Annotated in this window: 24 protein-coding genes and 1 pseudogene; 1 reads left to right on the forward strand and 24 read right to left on the reverse strand. The window is 67.8% G+C overall.

Features of this window, described 5'->3' with window-relative positions:
* Positions 1-96: 96 nt before the first annotated feature.
* The 22 genes and pseudogenes from CHB90_RS20980 to CHB90_RS21080 all read right to left on the reverse strand — a co-directional run bounded on the left by CHB90_RS20980 (position 97) and on the right by CHB90_RS21080 (position 18,856).
* Positions 97-4,062: a baseplate multidomain protein megatron gene (locus CHB90_RS20980; RefSeq protein ID WP_089279786.1), complete on the reverse strand. Its 3,966-nt coding sequence runs from the start codon at positions 4,060-4,062 to the stop codon at positions 97-99.
* Between the two features lie 9 nt (positions 4,063-4,071).
* Positions 4,072-4,506 carry an NlpC/P60 family protein gene (locus CHB90_RS20985; RefSeq protein WP_089279787.1) on the reverse strand — a complete coding sequence of 145 codons (435 nt, stop codon included), beginning with the start codon at positions 4,504-4,506 and terminating at the stop codon, positions 4,072-4,074.
* Positions 4,503-5,387, reverse strand: a complete 885-nt coding sequence (locus CHB90_RS20990; RefSeq protein ID WP_089279788.1) for a DUF2163 domain-containing protein — start codon at positions 5,385-5,387, stop codon at positions 4,503-4,505. The genes CHB90_RS20985 and CHB90_RS20990 overlap by 4 nt, the downstream gene beginning before the upstream one ends.
* Before the next feature lie 126 nt (positions 5,388-5,513).
* The gene (locus tag CHB90_RS20995; RefSeq protein WP_089279789.1) at positions 5,514-5,744 is read right to left on the reverse strand and encodes a hypothetical protein; all 231 of its coding nucleotides are present in this window, start codon (positions 5,742-5,744) and stop codon (positions 5,514-5,516) included.
* 86 nt (positions 5,745-5,830) lie between these two features.
* On the reverse strand, positions 5,831-6,010 hold the full coding sequence (locus tag CHB90_RS21000) for a hypothetical protein (RefSeq protein ID WP_141135939.1): 180 nt from the start codon (positions 6,008-6,010) through the stop codon (positions 5,831-5,833).
* 56 nt (positions 6,011-6,066) lie between these two features.
* Positions 6,067-6,729, reverse strand: a complete 663-nt coding sequence (locus tag CHB90_RS21005; protein WP_234992435.1) for a lysozyme — start codon at positions 6,727-6,729, stop codon at positions 6,067-6,069.
* Positions 6,730-6,733: 4 nt separating this feature from the next.
* Positions 6,734-6,865, reverse strand: coding sequence for a hypothetical protein (locus CHB90_RS27375; protein WP_268808041.1), 132 nt, complete (start codon positions 6,863-6,865; stop codon positions 6,734-6,736).
* A complete protein-coding gene (locus tag CHB90_RS21010) occupies positions 6,858-7,205 on the reverse strand; it encodes a Clp protease/crotonase-like domain-containing protein (protein ID WP_085881328.1) in 348 nt (115 codons plus the stop codon). Before CHB90_RS21010 ends, CHB90_RS27375 begins: the two co-directional genes overlap by 8 nt.
* A gap of 120 nt (positions 7,206-7,325) precedes the next feature.
* Positions 7,326-7,952, reverse strand: a complete 627-nt coding sequence (locus CHB90_RS21015) for a DUF2460 domain-containing protein (RefSeq protein WP_089279790.1) — start codon at positions 7,950-7,952, stop codon at positions 7,326-7,328.
* A 3-nt stretch (positions 7,953-7,955) separates the two neighbouring features.
* A complete protein-coding gene (locus CHB90_RS21020) occupies positions 7,956-10,433 on the reverse strand; it encodes a phage tail tape measure C-terminal domain-containing protein (RefSeq protein ID WP_089279791.1) in 2,478 nt (825 codons plus the stop codon).
* Entirely contained in the window at positions 10,433-10,657 is a 225-nt protein-coding gene (locus CHB90_RS21025; RefSeq protein WP_085881253.1) for a DUF7697 family protein, read from the reverse strand. The genes CHB90_RS21020 and CHB90_RS21025 overlap by 1 nt, the downstream gene beginning before the upstream one ends.
* Before the next feature lie 17 nt (positions 10,658-10,674).
* Positions 10,675-11,172, reverse strand: a complete 498-nt coding sequence (locus tag CHB90_RS21030) for a hypothetical protein (RefSeq protein WP_089279792.1) — start codon at positions 11,170-11,172, stop codon at positions 10,675-10,677.
* Positions 11,172-12,113, reverse strand: a complete 942-nt coding sequence (locus tag CHB90_RS21035; protein ID WP_085881255.1) for a phage tail tube protein — start codon at positions 12,111-12,113, stop codon at positions 11,172-11,174. Before CHB90_RS21035 ends, CHB90_RS21030 begins: the two co-directional genes overlap by 1 nt.
* Positions 12,114-12,217: 104 nt before the next feature.
* The gene (locus CHB90_RS21040) at positions 12,218-12,637 is read right to left on the reverse strand and encodes an acyl-CoA transferase (protein ID WP_089279793.1); all 420 of its coding nucleotides are present in this window, start codon (positions 12,635-12,637) and stop codon (positions 12,218-12,220) included.
* A 70-nt stretch (positions 12,638-12,707) separates the two neighbouring features.
* Entirely contained in the window at positions 12,708-13,118 is a 411-nt protein-coding gene (locus CHB90_RS27110) for a potassium channel family protein (protein WP_170941136.1), read from the reverse strand.
* Positions 13,119-13,375: 257 nt separating this feature from the next.
* A pseudogene (locus CHB90_RS21050) lies at positions 13,376-13,591 on the reverse strand (DUF6441 family protein); the annotation flags it as partial.
* 270 nt (positions 13,592-13,861) lie between these two features.
* Positions 13,862-14,890, reverse strand: coding sequence for an IS110 family RNA-guided transposase (locus CHB90_RS21055; RefSeq protein ID WP_089279795.1), 1,029 nt, complete (start codon positions 14,888-14,890; stop codon positions 13,862-13,864).
* On the reverse strand, positions 14,865-15,395 hold the full coding sequence (locus CHB90_RS21060; RefSeq protein WP_245823324.1) for a DUF6441 family protein: 531 nt from the start codon (positions 15,393-15,395) through the stop codon (positions 14,865-14,867). Before CHB90_RS21060 ends, CHB90_RS21055 begins: the two co-directional genes overlap by 26 nt.
* The gene (locus CHB90_RS21065; RefSeq protein WP_089279796.1) at positions 15,392-15,703 is read right to left on the reverse strand and encodes a head-tail joining protein; all 312 of its coding nucleotides are present in this window, start codon (positions 15,701-15,703) and stop codon (positions 15,392-15,394) included. Before CHB90_RS21065 ends, CHB90_RS21060 begins: the two co-directional genes overlap by 4 nt.
* The gene (locus tag CHB90_RS21070) at positions 15,703-16,041 is read right to left on the reverse strand and encodes a DUF2190 family protein (protein ID WP_089279797.1); all 339 of its coding nucleotides are present in this window, start codon (positions 16,039-16,041) and stop codon (positions 15,703-15,705) included. The genes CHB90_RS21065 and CHB90_RS21070 overlap by 1 nt, the downstream gene beginning before the upstream one ends.
* Positions 16,034-16,726 (reverse strand): HNH endonuclease, encoded by a 693-nt coding sequence (locus CHB90_RS21075; protein WP_141135940.1) that lies wholly within the window; start codon positions 16,724-16,726, stop codon positions 16,034-16,036. Before CHB90_RS21075 ends, CHB90_RS21070 begins: the two co-directional genes overlap by 8 nt.
* Before the next feature lie 75 nt (positions 16,727-16,801).
* Positions 16,802-18,856, reverse strand: coding sequence for a prohead protease/major capsid protein fusion protein (locus CHB90_RS21080; protein ID WP_089279799.1), 2,055 nt, complete (start codon positions 18,854-18,856; stop codon positions 16,802-16,804).
* A gap of 141 nt (positions 18,857-18,997) precedes the next feature.
* On the opposite strand from CHB90_RS21080, the gene CHB90_RS21085 reads away from it, so the two are divergent.
* Positions 18,998-19,339 (forward strand): hypothetical protein, encoded by a 342-nt coding sequence (locus CHB90_RS21085; RefSeq protein ID WP_089279800.1) that lies wholly within the window; start codon positions 18,998-19,000, stop codon positions 19,337-19,339.
* Here the strand turns inward: CHB90_RS21085 and CHB90_RS21090 are convergent.
* Both CHB90_RS21090 and CHB90_RS21095 read right to left on the reverse strand, forming a co-directional pair.
* On the reverse strand, positions 19,336-20,826 hold the full coding sequence (locus CHB90_RS21090) for a phage portal protein (RefSeq protein WP_089279801.1): 1,491 nt from the start codon (positions 20,824-20,826) through the stop codon (positions 19,336-19,338). The genes CHB90_RS21085 and CHB90_RS21090 overlap by 4 nt on opposite strands.
* Positions 20,826-21,035: a phage head-tail joining protein gene (locus CHB90_RS21095; protein WP_028031038.1), complete on the reverse strand. Its 210-nt coding sequence runs from the start codon at positions 21,033-21,035 to the stop codon at positions 20,826-20,828. Before CHB90_RS21095 ends, CHB90_RS21090 begins: the two co-directional genes overlap by 1 nt.

Genomic DNA, 21,035 nt, shown 5'->3' on the forward strand with positions numbered 1-21,035 from the left:
CGCAGCGCCTCGTTGTGCGTGACATGCTTCTGGGCCTGCGCCGCGAGGATGTAGGGCAGCAACAGATGGGTCGTGGCGTCGGACATGGGATGGCCTTCAGAACGTGAGCGTGACGGTCTTTGGCGCGCCCCGCCCGATCAGGGCGGAGAGCTGGAAGATGCGGACGTCGAGCGTGTCGCCGGGGCCGAGCGGCGCGCCCCAATCGGCGCTCTGCTGGGCGGCGGTGTAGATCGCGCTGGTCGTGGCGGTGCTCAGCACCCGCTTCACGGTGGCGCCGTCGAGGATCTCGACCTCGTAGGCTTCCAGCTCTTCCGCCAGTGACACCTCGACCGCGCCCCAGCTGTCGGCAGCAAGCGCGCGTGACCTCCGCGTCCAGCGGATCGTCAGGTCGCCGGGCGTCCGCGGCGTTCGCCACGGTTGCGCGACATGGGCGACGGAGAACGGCCGCAGCCCGGCGCCCGTTGGCGTGAAGGCCTGCGCCACATAGGTCTCGTCGCTGACCGGACGGCTCGCCGGGCCGATACGCCAGTTCCACGGGATGCCGAGATCGGCCTCGGCGATCGGCAGGGACGCCAGCGCGGTGTCCAGCACGACGACCCGCCCGCCCGCAGGCGCCGGGTTACCCATCGCACCCTCGGTGCCGCGCTGGCCGCGCAGGAGCCGGGTCAGCCGATACCGGCCGGGCGCCAGAAGCTCCGCCGCGCCCGCCTGCACGATCTCCCAGACGCCGGGCGCGCTCTCGATGGCGAGCGCGTTGGCGCCGCCGAACAGCGTGAGGTCGGTGACGCTTTCCAGCGTGCCGGTCAGCAGATCGACCACAAGCGCATTGCCGAGATCGAAGCGCGACGTGTGCCCCGCGTAGAGGTCGGAGACCAGCATCCCGATCCGGGCGCGGCTGCCGAAGGTGGTCACCAGCTCGAAGCCATCGGTCGACGGGCTGCGGAACACCGCCATCTCGCCGGGCCAGGGAACCGCGTGCGCGGCGACCAGCGGCCGATGCGCGGGCTGGTCCTCGGTCAATTGCGGCAGGTCCATCAGCACCGCATCCGGCGCGCCGAACACGACAGCACGCGTCAGCGACGCCGCGCGGGGATCGCCGGGCGGCAGATCGTAGGTTGCCCGGTCCTCGCGGACCGCCTCGATCCCGCGCGCCTCGGCGTCGGCGATGGAGACGAGCCGCAGATCGACCAGCCGCCCGTCATGCTCCAGCCGGATCGCGTCGGCCGGGTCGAGCGCGAGGCGAGAGGGCGGCAATCGGAACGCCGCCGTCTCGCGTCCCACCCATGCCTCCATCAGGGCACGGCGGCAGCGCCGCTCGGCCTCCTCGGGCGGCACCGCCATCGGGAAGGACTCGGAGGCGATGCGGGTCGTGTCCACCGTGATGCGCCGCGCCTCGACGAGGGCCGCGTCGTAATCCTCATCCGCCCGCGCGACCTGCCATTTCAGGGCTTGCGGCAGTTCGGTCTCCTGGCCGCGCGTCAGTTCCAGCACGTCGCCCTCGCGGGCGGCGACCAGATCGTCGTGGACGAGGGTGGCGACAGAGGCCCGGCCGCGCATGACGAAGCGGATCACGCCCTCGGTCTCAACGGCGTCGAAGCCGAAGTGGCGCGACAGCGTGGTGATCGAGGCGCGCGGGCTTTCGAGCGCGGTGATGGCGTAGCCCTCGACCGCGCCCCAGAGTCCGGAGACGTCGATCCTCGCCTCGGGCAGCCCGGCGCGCAGGCAGAGGTGCCGGACGAGTGCGGCGAGCGACGCCGCGCCCAGCCTTCCGGTCAGCCAGTGCCCGAGCCGCCAGTTCGCCCCGTCCGTCCAGACGTCGGTCAGCGCCGGGAAGAACGGGTACGGCCGCGCGTCCCATGTCCAGGCGGCGCATTCCGGCACATGCACCATGCGCGCGCCGTAGACCGAGGACAGCGGGTTGTTGGCCGGGGCGCCCCACCAGAGATAGGTCGCCTCGAGATACGCGCGCTGGATCGCGTCGTCCCGCCAGCCGCGCGAGAAATGCGGCGTGAAGCTCTCGGACGATTTCGGGTCGAAGAACACGTTGGGCTGGTTGGTCCCCCGGTCGATGGCGGGACAGCCCAGCTCGGTGAACCAGATCGGCTTCGACTGCGGTACCCATGCGGTGGGCGTCCCGCTTTCCACCCCGCCCGGGCGGTTGTAGTGCGGGTTCGACCACCAGGCGCGCAGATCCTTGTAGCGGAAGACCCATGGCTTGCTGGCGGCGCCATCCGTGATGGCCGTCCGAACCTGCGAGGTGCGATCCGCCGCGCTGGCATAGAACCAGTCGAAGCCTTCGCCGCCCGCGATGTTCGCCTGCAGATAGGCGCGGTCATAGATCGCGGGCCAGCCCTCGGCCCCGTCGAGATGCTCGAACCCGTCGCGCCAGTCCGACAGCGGCATGTAGTTGTCGATCCCGATGAAATCGATCTCCGGATCGGCCCAGAGCGGGTCGAGGTGGAAGAACACGTCGCCCGAGCCGTCGCCCGGCTGGTGCCCGAAATATTCGCTCCAGTCCGCAGCATAGCCAATCGTCGTGCCGGACCCGAGGATCGAGCGGACATCGGCAAGCAGGTCGCGAAAGGCCTGCACCGCCGGATAGATGGACGCGCCCGAGCGGATCGTCGTCAGCCCCGGCATCTCGGTGCCGATCAGGAAAGCATCGACCCCGCCCGCCGCCGCGCAGAGATGGGCGTAGTGCAGCACCATGCGCCGCAGACCCCAGTCGCCGGAGGGCCCGGTCCATGAAACCGACTGACCCGAGACGCTGAAGCTCGCGGGCGTCGCCGCGCCGAACAGCGCCGCTACTTGGCCTGCCGCCGTGGCGGTCTTGTCGACGGTCCCGGCGTAGCCCGCCGCCGGAGAACAGGTGATCCGCCCGCGCCAGGGGAAGGCAGGCTGGCTCGTCTCCGCGGCGTTGTCGGAATACGGGTTCGGCAGCGTGTTGCCGGGCGGCACATCCATCAGGATGAACGGATAGAAGGTGACCCGCAGGCCCCGCGCCTTCATCTCCTGGATCGCCTGCACGACGGCAAAGTCCGACGGCGTGCCACCATAGACAGGACGGTCCTCGTCGTCGCGGCTGACGAGGAAGGCGTCGGCGCGGCTGACGCCATTGACCGACCAGGTGGCGGGCGTGGTCGATTTGGCCGATACCTCGACGCCCGGCCGCACCTTGCAGGATCCCGCGCGCAGATCGTCACCGAACCACGCCACCACGAGGCTGACGCTTGTCACAGCAGGGGCCATCGCCTGCAGCCGGTCCAGCGCCTCCACCATGTCGGTGGAGTCGGCCAGCGCGTTCAGGTTCTCGGGCACCGTCGTGCCGCCATCGGTCTTGCGGATGGCCTGCGTCGCGTAGGTGAACTCGCCCGAGGCCGGGATCATGGTGACGGCGCGGGTCAGCCCCTCCGCGGTGTCGGGATCGGCGAGTGGGCGGAACACCTCGAAGGAGAGCTGCGGCAGGCGGTTGCCGTAGGTGGAAAGCGCCAGCTCCTCGAAGACCACGTAAGCCGTGCCGCGATAGGCGGGCGTGCTGGCCGCGCCCATCTTCGCCGCGATGAACGGATCGGCCGTCTGCGCCTCGTCGCCCGGATACCAGCGCCAGGTGACGCCCGTGAGGTCCATCGGCTTGCCGTCGGCCCAGATGCGACCGATGCCGGTGATCGGCCCTTCGCACAAGGCGACGGCGAAGCTGGCATAGTAGAGATACTCGGTCGTCTTGACCTTGCCGCCCCCGCCGCCCTTGCCGCCGCCCTGCGTGGTGGTCTTGGTCTCCTCGCGGAAATCCGTCGCCCAGATGATGTTGCCGCCCATGCGCATGCGGCCGTAGAGCCGCGGGATCACCGCGCCCTCGGTGGCCGAGGTGATGCGCAGCGTGTCGAGCCGCGCGCCCTCGATGCGTTGCGTCGGCGCCAAAGACGAGATGATCCAGCTGTCGACGACAGAGCCGATGCTGGAGCCGATGAAGCCGCCGATGGTGGCGGCGCTCACGCCGAGGATCGCGCCGCCGATGCTGCCGCCAATGGCGGCGCCAGCGGCGCCGAGGACAAGCGTTGCCATGTCGGGGTCTCAGCGTTGCGGGAACAGGAAGGCGAAGGCGATGCGCCGCCGCCAGCTTTCGGTGAGCGGTTCCTCGATCACGCCCAGCCGCTCGTACGCGTGGAGGAAGCTGTCGGGTCCCGTCAGGATCCCGACATGCTTGGCGATGGCGCGCGGCATCATGCGAAACAGCACGAACGAGCCGGGCCCGGCCTCGGCGGACGGCACCTCGATCATCATGGCACGCGCGCCTTCCGCCAGCACCTCGCGCGGGCCCGTCTCGCCCCAGTCGCGGCTGTAGGGCGGGATCGGGAACGGCTCGGGGCCGACGACCTCGCGCCAGACGCCCCGGGCGAGTCCGAGGCAGTCGCAGCCCACGCCGCGCAGGCTGGCCTGGTCGTGATAGGGCGTGCCGAGCCAGGACCGCGCCGCCGCGATGACCCGTTCCAGGTCGGCGGGCGTCACAGCACGCCCCCGTCGTGGCCGCCGTCGTTGGTCGCGTAGCGCAGGATCGTGTCCTGGCCCGGGATGTGCGGGAAGCCGCGGAAGTTGGCGGTATTGGCGAACTTCGCTCCGCAGGTCTCGATGCGCTTGTCGCAGCCCGCTCGGATGGTGAACGCGTCGCCCTCGGCGAGCGCGCGAACCGGCGCCTCGAGCAGGGTCAGGATCGCCACGCCGTCCGTCGCGTCGTGGCCGAGCACCTCGGCTTTGCGCCCGGCATTCGCGCCGCTGGTCCATTCGACGGTGCCGAAGGTGAACCAAGCGGCCTCGAACCCGCCGAGTCCCGAGGCGGTGAAGGCCCTGTCTCGCAGCAGATCGATCACCGCGCCGGTGCCCTTGTAGGTCGGATCCTCGAGATCGACGCCACAGCGCGCGTCCCCGAGCGCAGCGTCACAAGTCGCCTGGAAGGTCCGCCCGACCGTCTGGCCAAGGACATGCGCGAGCGAGCGGACTTCGGCGACGAAGGCCAGCCGCCCACGCCGGATCTGGCCGATGGCGCCCCGGCGCAGCAGCACGCGCTGTCCGGTATCCGCCCAGTTCACCCGCCAGACCTCGACCTCGGCGTTGTCCCAGCGACCGTCGAGGATGTCGGTCTCGGTGATCCGGTCTGAGGTCAGCACACCCTCGGCATCCTGCGCGTCGACGGACAGGTCCGAGCCGGAGCGCACCTCGGACGCCGTGAGCCCGCTCTCGGGCTCGAAGTCGGTGCCGTCGAAGCTGAGCGTCCGGTCGTGATCGGTGAAGCCGAAGGTGACGCCATCGGCCCGCGTGATGCGCCAGCACCAGGCGAGTGTCGTCGTGCCCTCGTCGAGATGGGCCTGCAGAGCAGGCGAGAGGGATTTCATCGGCAGGTTCCTGTCATGCGGTCGTCGACATCGGCGATCCAGTCGGCCCAGTCCGGCGGCACAGCGGCGACCGTCTCGGCATCCGGCCGGGTGAGCCGCGCCTCGGCGTAGGAAGCACAGCCGGCGTCACCACCGCCCATCGTTGCGGCGCAGCCGCTCAGCAGGATTGCCGGCGCCGCGGCCGTCACGAACCGCGTCGCGTCCGCGCTCGACACGCTTGTTCTTGTCTTCCATGGCATCGCGTTCTGCCTCCCGTTTGCCCGCGCGCTTTGCTGCTGCGCGCCCCCAGACCCGGCCGAGGACGACACCTCCGACCGCGCCCAGAGCCGCGACTAACCAGATCAGGAACTCAGCCATCGCCCCGTTCCCCGCGCGTGGCGGCCACGCAGAGGGCGACGACGAAGACGCCCACGCTGCCGCCCACGATCATCCCTGCAAGACACTCAAGCATCGCCACGGAACCCGCGCTCGATCCGGTCGCGCAGACCGATCAGGCCCAGACCGAGGAACATCAGCCCCGCGGGCGAGGCATCGCCCGAGCCAGCGAGCAGAGCGACAAGGCGGGACAGCTCACTCAGCGGTCCGGTAGCGGGCAGCGCGAGGGCGGCAATGCCTGTGAGCATGGCGAGCAGTCCCGCCCACCAGGTCATGGAGTTGGGTCGAACGTAGCGCATGGGGATCAGGCCCTCCGGATTAGGGTGGAGAAGAAGGTGGCCAGCCGGGCGAGCCAGCCGGTCGGCGTCTCGGGGGTTGCGGGGACTGAGGGTCTGACAGGCTGCAGCAGAGCCAGAGCCTGGTCTTCGGTCAGCCGCCGGACCGGCCGCGAGAAATCCACGCGGCCCGTGCGGTCCACGGACCAGACCGGGATGGCCCCGCCGGGATAGCGGCCATGGCGGAACAGGTCGCGCTCCGCCTCGCGCCGTGGGATGATCTCCGCCGGCCGCCGCCAGTTCAGGAAGGCCTGCGCGGCAGCCTCGCGGTCGCCGGCGTTCAGGTGGCGGGTCAGCGCAGCCCGCGCGATGCCGCCGGTGTTGTAGTGGAAGCTGACCAGCGCATCGAACTCGTGCGGCGCCAGTGGTACCGTCACCGCGGCCCTGACCTCGGCCTCGTATGTCGCGAGGTCCGTGCGGAAGACCCGGAAAGCCTCGCCGATGCCCTCATCGAGATCGGCGGGCATGCCGCGGGGCATCTCGCCGGGATCGGGCGGTCCGGCCGCGGCCGTATGGCCGATGCCGAAGGTCCAGGTGCAGGTGGAATCGCGGTAGGGCGCGGGCACGATACCTTCGTGCCTGGCCAGGGCCAGCAGGCCACGATGTGACATTTTCTTGGCGGTCATCTCCATGGGATTACTCCAAAAACGAGAGGATCAGGATCAGCACCGCAACGGCGATGCCGACGCGCAGCCGGTGCGCAAAGCGCACCCGAGGGTCCTCGCACCCGCTCCGCAGCGCGCGGGCGAGGCGGAAAAGCTCAGTCATCCTTGCGCCCCTTCGCGGCGCGCAGCCGGGCGTGGACGACTTCGATGAAGGCCGGGCCGAAAACGCCGACGAGATAGGCGGCCGAGCCGGCGGGCCCGCCCGCAGGGATCGCGTCGGGGCGCAGCCCCAGCCACGCCGCGATGACGGCCATCGACAGGCTCCCCATGCCGGCCGCGATCAGCCCGCCGAGCAGGATGTGGCGCAACGCATCGCGCAGGCGCATCTTCGTGGTCAGCGCGTTCGTGGCGCCGCCGAGCGCGCCCCAGGCGGCGAGGATCACGGCGGTAGATGCTGCAAGTTCCCTGAGAACTGCTGCGATGAAGCCGGATCCGTCATTCATGGCGGATGCCCCGAGGTCTTGACGTTTGCATGGGGTCGCGCAGCACGGCTGCGACGGTGAGCGGGGACCGTGGCGCCGTCCTTCGGACCGCCGCGTAAGCCCCGCGAACGCCGGAATCGTTCATCGCCGGATCTCCAGAAGCGGAATTGAGGTAATCGAGCCGAGCCGCTCGAGGTCGAGGGTCACGTCGAGCGCGTCGGTGTCAAAACGGACAGGCACGTCGAAGGCGAAGCCTGCGGTGATCGCGACGCCCGCCGCCGGCGCGGTGGCGAAGGTGACGACGCCGCTGGTCGTGTCGATCGTCCAGCCCGACATCTGCTCGACGCCGCCGAGCGCGACGCGCAGGCTGCCTGCCACAGGCTTGGCGATGGCGCGGATCCAGCTTTGCGCGCCGGAGCTGTAGCGTTTCAGGAGTGCAAACTCGGTGAGGCCGCCATTGCCCGTGCCGATCTCCTGGTCGGTGGGCGCGATCGCCTTGGACGGCGGGGCCGACTTGTAATCGCCCCAGTCCTTGAAGCGGAAGCCATGGAGCCGGCCGTTTCGCGCCTCGAAGAAGGCGACCACGGCCGCCAGATCGTCCGCGCGCCGTATGCCGTAGGCCACGTCGTAGCGGCGGCGGGAATTGGCCCAGCTGGCGTTGCGCTCCTCCTCGCCCGAGGCGAGTTCGACGATCTGCGTGCGCCGCTCCGGCCCGCCGCGCGCGCCGCGGCTGATGTCGTCCGGGAAACGCACCTCATGGAACGCCATTGCTCACATTCCCCTTCGACCCATGGCCACGGCGCGCGAGATGTCGGCGGCGACCTGTGTGCGGGACTGTCGGAAGCTCTCGGCGTCGCGGGTCTGGATGGTGACATTGACGGTCGGGGCGGGCTCGCGGTCGCGGCCCTGGGCGTCTTCGGCGCGCACCTCCCGGCGCGAGAGCACCCGCTCGCCGCGTTGCAGGATCGCCGGTACCTCATCATGGCGAAGCCCGAGCGTGCCGCCAGAATGCATGCGTGGCGCGTCCGCGAAGGCCGCAGCCGGAACCGTGCGTCCGGGTCCCGGTGCACCGACCACACCGCCGGCATGGAGGACATTGGCGAAAAGCCCGCCGGCGCCCCCGAGCGCACCGCCGAGCGCATTGGCGATCGGCCCCAGGATGAAGCGCCGCGCGGCGAGCTGCGCGAGATCGGCGATGAGCGATGTGACGAGGTCGCGGACCTTCAGCTTGCCGGTCTTCACGAACTCGCCGACCGCGCTCTCCGCCGACCGGAAGGCGCCCACGAGGCTCTGGCCGATATCGCCGCCGATCTGACGCGCCTTCGTCGCGTAATCCGACAGGGCCACGGTGACGGCCTGCCAGCCGGTGACGGCCCGCTCGGTGCTGGGCGCGGCGGCGGAGGCGGCCGCGCCGGCCGCGGCGCCGGCCTCGGTGGCCGCCTGTCCAGCCGCGCCGAGCGCCTCCTCGAACCGGTCGGCCGAGTCCGTGGCCGCCTCGAGCGCCGCCGCGCCGTCCGAGCCCGCGCCCGCCACGGCGTCCTTCAGTGCTTGCCACGCGGTCATCGGGCGCGCGGCGGCCTGAGACAGCATGCCGGCGGCCTCGGCATAGCCCGCGGCGCGCCCGCGCGCATCCGCGGCCATCCCGCCGAAGAGATCCGGCGCCTCGACATAGGTGCGGCCCATGGCGGCACGGAAGGCCTCTCCCGCGGCATCGCCGACCGCCGTGGCCGCCCCGGCGAACGGGTTCTCGACCCCGCCCAGCTCGACCGGGTCCAGCGTGCCGATGGAGAGGCCGCCCTCGCCGGTTGCCCAGTCGGGGAGATTGGACAGCGCCGCGTTCAGCCGGGTGATGAAGCGGTTGATGCGCGCCACCACACCGTTGATCATCGACTCGACGCCGTCGATCAGGGCATTCGCGGCCTGGAAGGCGAAGTCCCCGATGGCCTCCGGCAGCGCCCCCCAAGTCGCCTTCACCGCGTCGAACGCGCCGGAGAAGGTCGCGACGGTGCTGTTGCCCCAGCCGACCACAGCCTCCGTCGCGCCCTGCAGACCCTCGAAGATGCTGGCCTGCGCTGCGGCCCAGCCGGCCTCCACCCGCGCCCAGGCGGCGCCGGCGCGCAGCGCGATCCGGTCCCAGGCCTCCGCGGCCACGTCCTTCAGCAGATCGAGCGCCGCGCCGATGCCGCCCGTCGCTGCCACCAGCCGCGTGAACTGGTAGATCAGCTCGCCCGCGCCGACGATCAGCGCACCGATGCCGGTGCGGATCAGCGCCCCGCGCAGGACGACCAGCGCCGTGGCGAGACCGCGGACCGTCGTCGCGGCCAACGCGAGACGGACAACCATGCGCCCGGCGATGAACCCCGCGAAGGCCGCCGCGGTGCTGGCCACCCGCGCGAAATTGTCGATCAACAGGACGAACGCGTCCGAAAGGCCGGTGAAGACCCGCTGGATCGGCCCGCCGACCTCGCCCAGCCGGGCCAGCCCTTCGGCGGCGCTCTGCAGCGCCGGCGCGGCGGCGACGGCCAGCTGGTTCGACAGGCCCCGCCAGAGCAGACCCAGCCGCGAGATCGCGTCGTTGGTCTCCTCGATCCGGTCGGCGTCGGCGTCGCTGACCAGCACGCCGAAGCGGCGCAGCTCGTCGTTCGCCTGGCGCAGTTGCGCGGGTTCGAGCCGCTGGAAGGCCACGAAGGCGCGATCGCCGAAGAGCTGCGAGAAGAGCGCCGCCTGCTCGGAGGCCGCGGCATTGCTGCGGATCGCCTCGGTCACCCGCGCGATGCGCTGGTCGAGCGGCAGCGCGAGCAGCTCCGTCGCATTCAGCCCCAGCCGCCGGATCGCGTCGGCCGCAGGGCCGCTGCCATCGGCGGCGAAGAGCGAAAGGCGCCGGGTCAGGCGCGCAGAGCCGGCCTCGAGTTCGCGGAAGGTATTGCCCGACAGGTCCGCCGCACGCGCGAGCACCTGCACGCTCGCCGTGGTGGTGGCCAGCGACTGCGCGAGCTTGGCCTGCGCGTCGACGGTCTGGAGCCCCGAGCGGATCAGCGCCGCGCCCGCCGCCGTAGCTGCCGCGCCGACGACCCGGGCGATCCGCGTGGCCTGCCGCGCGAAGCGGGCGAGCCGGCGGTTGGCCGCCTCCATCTCGCGCGAGAGGCGCCGGAAGCCCTGCTGCCCGGCCTCGCCCACACCGCGCAGCGCATCCTTGACCTGCCGCCCGCCCGTCGCCGACAGGCGCACGCTCACACGTTTCTCGGCCATCAGTCAGCCCCCATGGCGCCGCCGTCCCCGCGCGACTCGTCGTTTCGTTTCTGCAGGGTCTCGACCACCACCGCCTCGACATGCGGGAGAAGCTCGGCGGCGGCGGCCAGCGGAACGCCGCGGACGCGGGCCATCGTCAGGAGCGCGGTCATGTCGAAGCCGATGACGCCGCCCATCGGCGCCAGCCGCAGCTGGCCGCCGGCCGCCTGCACCAGATCCCGCATCTGCCGACCCTCCAGCGTCAGCGGGCGCTCTTGCGTTTGCGGGCAGTCCGGGCACGGCCCTTGGCACCCTGCGCAGTACTCCGCGCCCCCGCCCCAGACCCAGGCTGCGAGGGCGCAGAGGCGTTTTTTTCCTGCTCCAGCAGCAGTCCTTTCTGGACGTAGCGGGTCTGGAACGCCTCGAAAATCGGCCAGATGTCCATCAGCGCCGGGATCGTCTCGGTCCCGGGCTCCACCGGATTGCCCCTCGCGTCGCCGACGCCGTCCCATTCCACGATCGCCAGCCGGGCCAGCGCGACCGCGAAAGGGATCGCCACCGCCTCGTCGGTCGCGCGCGAAATGGCCGCGTTTGCCTCCGCCTCAATGGCCTCGGGCGGCACGCTCTGCAGCGCCTCGACCACGTCGGGATCGCGGCGCGCCTCGGCCATCAGGGCGGTGGTGATCGGCAGGAGTTTCAGGCGCACGCCGCCGGGCATGTCGTGCCAGGCGGGTTTGCGGGTCATGTCGAGTCGGAGCATCAGTACAGGTCCACGTCGTTGATGAGGGTTGCGGTGGCCATGCGGCCGGTGCCGGGGTCACGCGCCGCCTGCCAGTCGAATGTCGCCTGGATGCCCTGCGGCCCGTCGATCCCGATCCGCGGGCGCGGCAGGTAGACGGCATGCGCAGTCAGCGTGAAGCTCTCGCCCGAGGGCAGCGCGTAGCCGAAAACCAGCTCGCAAGCCGCCCCGTCGATCGCCTGCTGCAGCAGCGTCTCGTCGGCGAAGCGGACCACCACGTTGCCGGTGAGCGCGGCGATGCCGGGCTCCACGCCGTCGATCTTGCCGTCGGCGCGGAGCGTCTCCACCCGGTCGAGGTTGTTGGCATAGGTGATCTCGGCCGAGACCAGGTTGCCGAGCGCCGCCCCATCGCGCTGGACGCTGCCGTTGAAGCTGCCGAAGCGCCTGAGCGCGGGCTCGGTCAGGGTGCCGGCCTGGCTCGCAGCGCTCTTGTCCTCGCCCTGCGCGATCACGCCGACGGTCGCCGTGACGAGGCCCGAGCGCTCCATCGACCATTGCAACTGGTTGACCCGGCAGCCGGGATACATGGCGAAGTGCGGTACCTCCGGCAGGCCCTTTTCCAGCGCGAAGCTCGGCAGGTCCCAGGCGCCGGACTGGAACTCGTGGGTGTAGGGCCCGGTGCCGCTGGTCGTGGGCACGCCGAAGGCGGCCTTGAGCCAGTGGCCCCAGGCCTCCGCGTCGATCGGGACCACCACGTCGCCGTCGGCGGTGATCGCGTCCTTGACCGGCGCCAGCGGATCGCGGCCGTAGCCCAGCAGCTCGGAGTCGAGCAGCGGCTGTTCGGCGGCGACGGTCAGCCCCGGCGCGAAGGGCATTCGGATGAAGCCGCTGGCCGGCGGCGTGCCGTAGGTGGTCTCGAAGCCGAGCGCGAGCCGCGCCCGGGCCCCAAGGGATCGTGCCATGATGCTCTCCTGTCGCAAAAAGGAACGGCCCGCGGAGCGGGTCCGCGGGCCGGTGGGTCAGTGGTCAGGTTGGGGAGGTCGCCCGGTTGCCGTGGACGCCGCGCTCAGCTCAGCGGGTCGTCCGTCGCGTAGTGCAGCACCACCGCGATGGTCGCCGCCTTCAGGCTCGCCGCGCCCTCTACGGCCAAGTCGACCGGGCGCGGCGCTTCTGCCTCTACCCAGTCACAGAGCCCGCTCAGCGTGCGGTCGGCGGCGAGCGCCGTGCCAATGCTGGCGGTCAGCGTGTCGAAGGCGGCATCACGGTCGGCGCCCTGAACCACCGCCTCGATCTCGGCGCGGTGCTGGTAGTGATAACGCAGCGGCGAAAACGTCACCTCCGGCTCCCCCGGCTCGCCGTCGCGCAGGATCAGTAATCCATCGGCCGGGACGCGCTCGGGCAGCACCTCGCTGCGCAAAGCGGTGGCGGGAAGCGCCGAGAGCCGCGCGTTCAGCGCGGCGAGGATGGTTTCGCGGGGTGTAGGCATCAACGCGCACTTTGTTTGAATGAAAGGGTTATCACCCGGACATATGAAAAATGCATAGGCGTTTTAAGCATTAGTCCTTTCCCGAAACACCGCCGCCGTCTTGCGATGTGTCGGATTTGATTTGTTTCCAGTGCCGCTCAAACATTTCGTCCATATGCTTATTAAGCTCACTCTGCCTTTCGGCCTTGGCCTTTTCGGACTCCTCCAAGTAAATGCTCAACCCAACCGACACTAAAATTCCGAGACAAAAGTAACCAATAATGGATTCGATTGCGGAAAATATTCTGCAATGATCTACAGGCGTGAGGTCACCATACCCCAGTGTTGTAAGAGTAACGTAGGAGAAATGAAGATCATCGTAGCCTCCAGAGAATCCATTAATGCACAAACCGGTTCTCTCAAAGATGCGGTATACGGCCGCGAAAACAAACGGCATCCCGACACAAGAAGTTACTCCCAAAACATAAAGCGGGAAGGCCACCCCCTTCTCAGGCAAACGGATTAGATGGAAGAGGGTTCGCAGCATTGCTATCGTGATCAGCGAGCACAGAACTAGGATAAACAATCGCGCTTCAGACTCACTAACTCTGATCTCGACATTTCGTGCTACATAGTAAGCGTAGACCGAGGCTGCCGGTGATAGCGAAACGTAGAATACAAATATTGATCGGACCATCTGATCGCTCCCACGAAAACTTGAGCTTCCATCTTCTAGGAAAGGCCAACCATACACTCCCATTAGATCCCCCGCTTGTCGATCCAGTTCGCCACGATCAACCCCGGAACACCATCCACGGCGCGCTCCGCATCCCGCGCGAGGTCTAGCCGCTTCGGCAACTTGACCTGAGGCACCAGCAGGAAGATCGGCGCGGTGACCTTTCCGCGCCCGGTCTTGGAGCGCGACACCACCGCTTGGCCCTTGGTATTCAGCCGCCCCTCCGCCACCAGCAGGCTTCTGTGGTTGCCGCCCGTGGTGCAAGAAGTTTTTGATCCTATAGGCGCGTGATCGAGTGCGGTCTTCTGTGAGGCCTCTTGATGCGGCATTTCCAGAAGCCGCGGGCCGGGATGGTGATCAGCGGATCGGGTCCAAATCTCGGACGCGAGCTGTTGGCTCGTAGCCTGCTACTGGTTTTCCTAATCCGGATCTGTTCGATCATTTCGCCCATTCAGGTCGTCGTCTTCTCACACCCCCTTGGCACCGTTGCTAGCGGTTCGACATGCGCATCATGCCGCGACTGCCAGCGCCGGATCCCTGTAGTCCTCGTTCTTCGTCAGCATCGCCCACATCTGCCGGGCCATCTTGTTGGCCAGCGCGATCGCGGCCAACATCTTGGGTTTGCGCGCCAACATGCGTGACAGCCAGCTGCCCTCTGCAATTGTGCGCCGCCCAAGCCAACCCAATCGCGACATTGCACCAATGATCAGCAGGCGTCGGATGTCGGCCTGGCCGGCCTTGGTCATCCGCCCCAAGCGCTCCTTGCCTCCAGAGGAATGCTGCCTGGGCACAAGCCCCAACCAAGCTGCATAGTCGCGCCCTGTCTTGAACTGCGCCATATCAGGTCCGAACGCTTCCACCGCGACGGCAGTCATCGGTCCAACACCCGGCATGGTCTGCAGCCGACGCGCCCGGTCCGACTGGGAGGCCAGCGCCTTGAGTTTCGCTGTGCGCTCGGTGACACGCGCCGTTTTCTCTGCAATCTGCGCCAGCAGGTCCTGGCACTCCTCCCGGATCAGCGCGGGCAAGCCGGAGGTCTCTTCGTCCACAAGCGCTGTAATGCGATCGAGGTAACGCATTCCGACGGGAAACACGTGGCCATGCTCGTACAGCAGGGCCCGCAAGGCGTTTACATCCGCGGTGCGCTGATGGACCAGCCGCTCCCGGCCGCGGAACACCGCCGCGCAAGACTGCTGCTCAACCGACTTAGGCTCCACGAAGCGCATCTCTGGCTGGCGGGCCGCGATCACGATCGCCTCAGCGTCGGCAGCATCATTTTTCTGGCGCTTGACGAACGGGCGAACGTACTGTGGCGCAATCAGCTTCACCTCGTGGCCAAGCGCTTCCATCTCACGCGCCCAGTAGTGAGCCCCACCACAGGCTTCGAAAATGACCAGGCAGGGAGCCTGCTGGGCCATGAACGCGGTGAAATGCTGTCGCGTAAGCTTCTTGCGGAACTGAACCTCCCCCGTCAGCAGCGCGCCGTGGGCCTGAAAAACATTCTTTGCCAGATCAACCCCGATCATCATATCCTTCATCTCGCCGTCCTCTCTTTTGTGTGGCCTTGAACACCACTACCTTGGCACATTGCGATGCCGTCTGGGGAGGGCGGCAACCACTCCATCTCGGGCCTGTTCGGCGATAGACGAACCGCAGACGCAGTCCGCGCCGACGCTCCCATTCGCCGGGGGTGATCCGGCCACCGCGTGTGGATTTGCCTGCGGCGGGCAGCGGGATCGCCAGCCAGAATCCATCTTTCGAGCGGATCAGCGGGCCGGTGTCGTGAGCACCGACAATCACCGGGGCTTTGGACCAGACCAGCGCCGCCGCATCGAGGCTTTCGCCCGACCGCGGAAAGTTCTGGTTGCGGATCGAGTTGGCGAGCCGCCGACCCAGACCCGCGCCAGTGATCTGCGTGCGCCAGGCGCTCTTCAGCCCGGTCCCGGCCTCGCGCATGGCGGCCGTCACCGCGCGTTCGCCCGCCGCGACCTCGGCAGCCATCATGGCGACGATGTCCGGATCGATGTCGAGTTTCAGCTTCACGCAGGCCTCAGATCCACGGTCCAGACCAGCCGCTCGCGATCGCGGACGGGTTCGCCCTGAATGAGGAAGGCTTCGCCGCCCATTTCCAAACGGTCGCCCGGACGCGGGGCCGGAACCTCAGCGACACGCAGGTCGATCCGGGTCGTTTCCGACCAGAGCCGCGCATCGCCGAAATCACTGATCGCATCAGCCTGCCGGGAGACAACGCGCACCAGCACAGGCGCGCCGCCATCGGAGGTGTAGATTGCCTCTCGCCCGATATTGGGATCGGCGAACAACGCATCCAGAATGGCGGCGAAGGCTGTCATCAGAAGCTCGCGTTCAGGCGCACCCGGCCGATCACGTCGCCCGCGCCGCCAGCGACAGCCTCAACGGCCACGCCGATCAGCGTGTTCGCCGTGGCGGTCTTGGTCGCCTCCTTGTTGGTGTTGTCCCAATAGACCTTGTCACCGGCGGACCAGGCCTGAGACGCGACCTTCTTGAGGTCGAAGACACCGACGAGCGCGGTCTCGACGGGTTCGGTGATGGCGGCATCCCCGGCGGCGACGCCGAAGATGGAGCCGACGAGTAGCCCATCGCCGGAGGCAACGGCATAGGGCGCGGTCAGGGTGATCGTGCCACCCGGTTGAATGAAGTTCTTAGCCATGGGTTGAGCTCCGTGCTGTTTGTTTCAGAAGATGGCTGATTGCCGATTGGGTGACGCCGAACCGTTCGGCGATCTCCACCTGCCGTTCGCCGTCGGCCGCGAGGTTCAGGATTTCCGCACGCTGTTGTCTGGACAGCCGTCGTCGCGCCGGGGGTTTCCAGTCTTTCGGGAAAACGTGCCGCCAGTTTCGGCCCGTCGCGATTTGAGAAACGACACCCGGCGTGGTTCCAAATTCTTCCGCGACGCGATTATAGGACGTGACGTCTCGGAGCCGCTCGCCGATCTGTCGGGCCGTCTTTTCAGTGATCGAGCGATTGGGATGGCTGTTTCCCATCGGCATCGTGCCGTGGCCGATCTTGTGCAGGTGGTTTTCGCTACGGGTCACGTAGCGCAGATTGGTCAGTCGGCTGTCACGCCGGTCGCCGTTCAAATGGGCGACCTCCAGGCCATCGGGGCAAGGGCCGAGGAAGGTCTCGGCAACAAGACGATGCACGAACAGGCGTTTTCGTTTTCCGGCAATGCACAGGGTGACGCGCGGATATCCATCCGACAGCGACCCCTTCAGAACCCTTGCCGGCCTCTTGCCGACAGAACCGTCTTTGCCCCTCGTGCTCCAGACCTGACCTGCAGGCGTGACATGGTAGCCCGGAAAGCCGCAGATCGGCACCGAATTTCCTGGAAGCATTTCAATCCCCGCAAACAAGAAAGGGCGGCCCGATTGGACCGCCCGTCAAAATTCAGATGTCTGGGATGGAGCGGATTACGCCCCCGGATTTTTATAGAGGCCGCGCCAGTCGATGGCCTTGGCGCCGAAGTCGAGGCGGCACTTGATCTCGATCCCATCGACGTCGAAGCCGTTGCGGGTCTCGATGTACGCGCCCTGCTGGCCCTCCAGATAAGCGTACTCGATCGTGTCGATCTGGTTCGGGCTGGCCGCCAGATACCAGGCGGTTTCGCTTACCGCGTCGAGCCGAGGCTCGCTGATCGGCGCCAGCGTTCGGATCGATTGCGGCACGACGTTGGAGGTTGCTGCGGGCACGAGGTTCTGGGCGACCATCTGCTCGGCCTTCAGTTCGAGCGATGCGGGCACGATCAGGAAGGCAGGCCGCACGTTCAGGACCGTTTTCTTGTCGAGCCCCGTCTGTTTCGCCATGGCGGCGCGGGCCGCACCGACTGCCTCGACGGCCAGCGCCGCGCCGGTCCCTGCGAGGTTCTTGTGGGTGGTGTGGAACAGCGCGTTGCCATCCGCCATCGCCGGGTTGGCGGTGATGACACCCCAGACCACGTCGGATTCCAGCTGCGCGATGGAGTTGCCGTACATCGCCGGGATGCGGGTGAAGGCGTCGAGATCGTCGTTGATCAGGGTCTGGCGGGTGATGGCGACCACCCGGCCATAGGTCTTGACCTTGTAGCTCTCCTTGCTCTCGCCGAGCGTCCCGCGCTTGAACTCGCCGCTTTCGCCGACCTCCAGCAGCTGCGGGGCCTCGCCGAGCTGCACCCGGTGCATCGCCTTGAAGTCGGTGGCGAGCACCTGGCGGCAGAACAGCATGAAGGTGCGCGGATAGGCATCGTAGGCCTGCCGAAGGGTCTTGTTGGTGACGGCCGACAGGATCTCGGGGAAGTCCGAGGTCGAATGCAGCGCGCGCGTCGCCACTTCGTCGCGCGACAGCCCCCGCGTGTTGACCCCTGCATTGCCGAGGCTTTCGCGGGCAAGTTCCAGCAGCGTCATGCCGCGGTACTGGCGGGCGGCGTCCTCCAGCTGAAAAAGCGTCGGGCTGTAGCGGTGCAGCAGCGCGTTCGCCACCGCGTCGCGACGGGTGATGCGCTCGTCCCGACCGCCGAGCGGGACGGAGACATGGCCGAAGGTTCGGGTTTCCTCAGATTTGGTGGCAACCTGATCGAGGATCAGACGGCGAGCCTCACCGATATCCGTGCCGCGCTTCACCAGATCCTCGGCAAAGCTGCGCTCGAGGTTCAGGCGGCCCGCCAGATCGTAGATCGTGGAGACGCGGTCGCGTTCAGTCTCGCGGGCGCGGGTCGCGACAGCTTCGGTATCAAACGCGACGGGGGCGTCGAGCTTCTGCGCCTTCGGTTGGGTGCGGGTTTCGCTGGCGGCGACCTTTGGATCGGGTGCGGGTGTTTTCGGCTCAAGCATGGTGGTTTCCTCGGCAGCATTGATGTCGCTGGGCTGGTCTGTGGCCTCTGCGACCGGGGCGTTGGATTTGTCCATCATCGGGATGGCTCCTGTGTTGTTGGGTGGGACGTCCCGGCGCTGAAGGACGCAAGTTGCAAGGTCGGATTGGGCGCGGAAGCCTGCGGCGGGATCTGCCCCAACGGGCACGGCGGACACCTCGAAAGGCGTCCAGTCCACCGCGCGCCAAAGCTCGCGGGCGGCCTCGGGTTTCGAGATCTCGAATCGGTGGACCTGATAGCCGATAGAGACCGCGCGGATGTGCCCGGCCTGAATGTCGCGCCAGATCGGCTCCACATCGGCACGTTCAGAGATCCGGACCTGCGCGATGCCACGACCGTTTTCGACGCGGGCCGAGCCGGGCACCACAGAGCCGATCACGGCATCCAGCGTGTCGATCTCATGTACCTTCAGGAAAGGCGCGCCTGCGTTCAGACGATCCAGCCGCACATGGGTCGGGTCGAGGCTCAGCTCTTCGTCATAGGGCTCGCCGAATAAGGTCGACCGGCGAACACGCGCGCCCGCCGACCAGATCACCTCGACGGTGCGGGCGTCAGTATCGGCTGAGTTTGGCGCAAGCTCCGCCGACCGGCGCAGGGCCGGTAATTCGATCATCGTGTCCATGGGGTCAGTCCTATTGGTCGGCCTGCGCCGGAGTTATTTCAGGGATAACTGGCAAGGACAGCAGAACTGCATTTACCGATCTCCCCATCGCGATATACTGAACTGGAAGCCATCTGTTCATATCGGGAGGAAACGACGTTCATGCCATCCAGCCTTGAACTCGCGATCAACGAACTGCCAATTCCGGTTGCAAAACTATTTCGCGAGATCCACGAACATCCCGATTTTACCTGCGCTTCATTGAAGATTCAGATGACGGTTCATTTCCGCGGACAGAAGGTCGGGGGTTTGAACCGTCGCTCCAGTGAATGGTATTTCTCAAGGATATTCGTTGCCGATCATGGCGGCGGAACAATCCCTGAGAAACATGGGTTCGCCAAAACGCTGAAGCGACCGGATCACGAGTATTGGGGGCGGTGTGGCGCAGGTTCGTCTGAAGCCTTTCGAACTGCATTGATCGATATGACGGGCGTTTCGCTTTAGCTTGAATTTGGGTCCGTTGTCGGATCGCTGGTCTGCGCGCTCCCGGTTTTGGTAACGCGGCGCGGATCGCTGTCGAGCACCAGCCCCAGCGCGTCGAGCTTGGCGTTCGTCGCGGCGATCTCGGCCAGCACGGCGTCCGGGTTCCGACCCTGCCGGGCGATCACCTCGGCCAGCGTCATGGTGCCCGAGCGGATCGACAGCAGGTTCGCCATCGCGTCCTTCTGCGGATCGACCGCCTCGAACTTCGGCGGCGACCATTCGACCGGCACGGTCGGCGACGGGATCTGACCCGCAGCCCACGCGGCTTCCGTGAACCAGCGCCAGACCGGCGCGCAGAACATCGGAATGAACAACTGCCACTGCACGGCGTCGATCTGGCGGCGGAACTCCACCAGCCCCGCCCGGATCGAGGAATAGTTCACCTGGCTGAGATCGCCGGTCAGCAGCTCGTAGGGCACCCGGAACCCGGCCGAGATCGTGTGCAGGCTCGCGCGCTTGTATTCGCCGTAGCCGCCGGTGGCCGACGGCTGGTTGAACCGGATGTCCTTGCCGCCGCGGGCATAGGCGATCAGCCCCGGCTCGAACTGTTCCACCCGGTTGCCATCGGCATCGACCACGGACGGTGCAATGCCCTGCTGCGCCTCGTCGTCGCCGAAGACGATGGCGGTGACGCAGGCCTCGGTCTTCTTGCGGACCAGCTCGGCCACCTCGTAATCGTCGAGGTCGCGCAAGCTGCGGATCACCGGCGCGCCCCAGGGCACGCCGCGCGCCTGCGTGCGCTGCTTCTCGTAGATATGGGCGATCTCGGTCGCCGGGACCGGGCGGCTCTGCAACCCGTTCTGCAAGGCGCCATAGGCGTCGCCCGGATGCTCGGCATGCAGCCAGTAGGCCCGGCGCTTGCCGACCGGGTCGAACTCGATCCCCTGCACCAGCCGCCCCGCGCCGAGGGCGCCGGATTTCGTGGCGTCGAGGAAGTCAGCCTCCAGCACCTGCAACTGCAGTGGCACGGGAAGACCGTCGGACGCGCGGCGTAGCCTCCGGCGCACCAGGACCTCGCCCGCCTCTACCATTTCGCGGCAGATCAGCGTCTGCAGACCGTAGAAGTCCAGTTGGCCGTCGGCGTCGCAGTCCGCCGTCCAGCGCTCGAAGAGCGCGTCGACTTTCCGGTCGAGCGTGTCGTCGCCGCTGGCGGCGCGCGGCATGATGCCCGCGCCGATGATGTTGTTGACCAGCACCGCCACGGCCTTCGCCGCGTGCGGGTTGTTGCGCACCAGATCCCGCATCCGGTCGCGCAAGAGCGCCCCCGCGACGCCGATCTCGGTGTCGGCCGAGGATCCCGGCACGCGCCAGCCCTCCGTCCGTCGCCCTTTGGCCGCGCCGTCATATCCCCGCGTCAGGGTTTCGAAGGCCTGCCTGGCGAGAACACGGCGGGCCGCAGTACGCGGTGCCACCGAGGCAATCGCATGATCAAACCAGTTAACAGACATCACCGATCCCCACGCGAGAAGCCCGCGAGACCAGCGACCGGCAGTGGCCGTGTCGTTCCGGCGATAGCGCGTTCGATCGTGCGAATACGGGCCAGCAGATCCTCGGCCGAGCCATAATCGACGGATTTTCCGTCATAGCTGACCCGGGTCGTGCCGCTGGCATAGGCCCGGCGCAGCGCCGAAAGCTCGGTTTCCGTCCAATCTGCCAT

Source organism: Antarctobacter heliothermus (assembly GCF_900188425.1).
Taxonomy (GTDB): domain Bacteria; phylum Pseudomonadota; class Alphaproteobacteria; order Rhodobacterales; family Rhodobacteraceae; genus Antarctobacter; species Antarctobacter heliothermus.

Coding starts and splice junctions, on each gene's coding strand:
- CHB90_RS20990 (WP_089279788.1), bottom strand. CDS start 5,387: ATGAAATCCCTCTCGCCTGCTCTGCAGGCCCATCTCGACGAGGGCACG.
- CHB90_RS21040 (WP_089279793.1), bottom strand. CDS start 12,637: ATGCCTACACCCCGCGAAACCATCCTCGCCGCGCTGAACGCGCGGCTC.
- CHB90_RS20980 (WP_089279786.1), bottom strand. CDS start 4,062: ATGGCAACGCTTGTCCTCGGCGCCGCTGGCGCCGCCATTGGCGGCAGC.
- CHB90_RS21005 (WP_234992435.1), bottom strand. CDS start 6,729: ATGGAGATGACCGCCAAGAAAATGTCACATCGTGGCCTGCTGGCCCTG.
- CHB90_RS21035 (WP_085881255.1), bottom strand. CDS start 12,113: ATGGCACGATCCCTTGGGGCCCGGGCGCGGCTCGCGCTCGGCTTCGAG.
- CHB90_RS21090 (WP_089279801.1), bottom strand. CDS start 20,826: ATGTCTGTTAACTGGTTTGATCATGCGATTGCCTCGGTGGCACCGCGT.
- CHB90_RS21095 (WP_028031038.1), bottom strand. CDS start 21,035: ATGGCAGATTGGACGGAAACCGAGCTTTCGGCGCTGCGCCGGGCCTAT.
- CHB90_RS21010 (WP_085881328.1), bottom strand. CDS start 7,205: ATGAATGACGGATCCGGCTTCATCGCAGCAGTTCTCAGGGAACTTGCA.
- CHB90_RS21065 (WP_089279796.1), bottom strand. CDS start 15,703: ATGACAGCCTTCGCCGCCATTCTGGATGCGTTGTTCGCCGATCCCAAT.
- CHB90_RS21055 (WP_089279795.1), bottom strand. CDS start 14,890: ATGAAGGATATGATGATCGGGGTTGATCTGGCAAAGAATGTTTTTCAG.
- CHB90_RS21070 (WP_089279797.1), bottom strand. CDS start 16,041: ATGGCTAAGAACTTCATTCAACCGGGTGGCACGATCACCCTGACCGCG.
- CHB90_RS27375 (WP_268808041.1), bottom strand. CDS start 6,865: ATGACTGAGCTTTTCCGCCTCGCCCGCGCGCTGCGGAGCGGGTGCGAG.
- CHB90_RS21085 (WP_089279800.1), top strand. CDS start 18,998: ATGCCATCCAGCCTTGAACTCGCGATCAACGAACTGCCAATTCCGGTT.
- CHB90_RS21015 (WP_089279790.1), bottom strand. CDS start 7,952: ATGGCGTTCCATGAGGTGCGTTTCCCGGACGACATCAGCCGCGGCGCG.
- CHB90_RS21030 (WP_089279792.1), bottom strand. CDS start 11,172: ATGCTCCGACTCGACATGACCCGCAAACCCGCCTGGCACGACATGCCC.
- CHB90_RS21080 (WP_089279799.1), bottom strand. CDS start 18,856: ATGGACACGATGATCGAATTACCGGCCCTGCGCCGGTCGGCGGAGCTT.
- CHB90_RS21000 (WP_141135939.1), bottom strand. CDS start 6,010: ATGCTCACAGGCATTGCCGCCCTCGCGCTGCCCGCTACCGGACCGCTG.
- CHB90_RS21075 (WP_141135940.1), bottom strand. CDS start 16,726: ATGCTTCCAGGAAATTCGGTGCCGATCTGCGGCTTTCCGGGCTACCAT.
- CHB90_RS21025 (WP_085881253.1), bottom strand. CDS start 10,657: ATGCGGGATCTGGTGCAGGCGGCCGGCGGCCAGCTGCGGCTGGCGCCG.
- CHB90_RS21020 (WP_089279791.1), bottom strand. CDS start 10,433: ATGGCCGAGAAACGTGTGAGCGTGCGCCTGTCGGCGACGGGCGGGCGG.
- CHB90_RS20995 (WP_089279789.1), bottom strand. CDS start 5,744: ATGGCTGAGTTCCTGATCTGGTTAGTCGCGGCTCTGGGCGCGGTCGGA.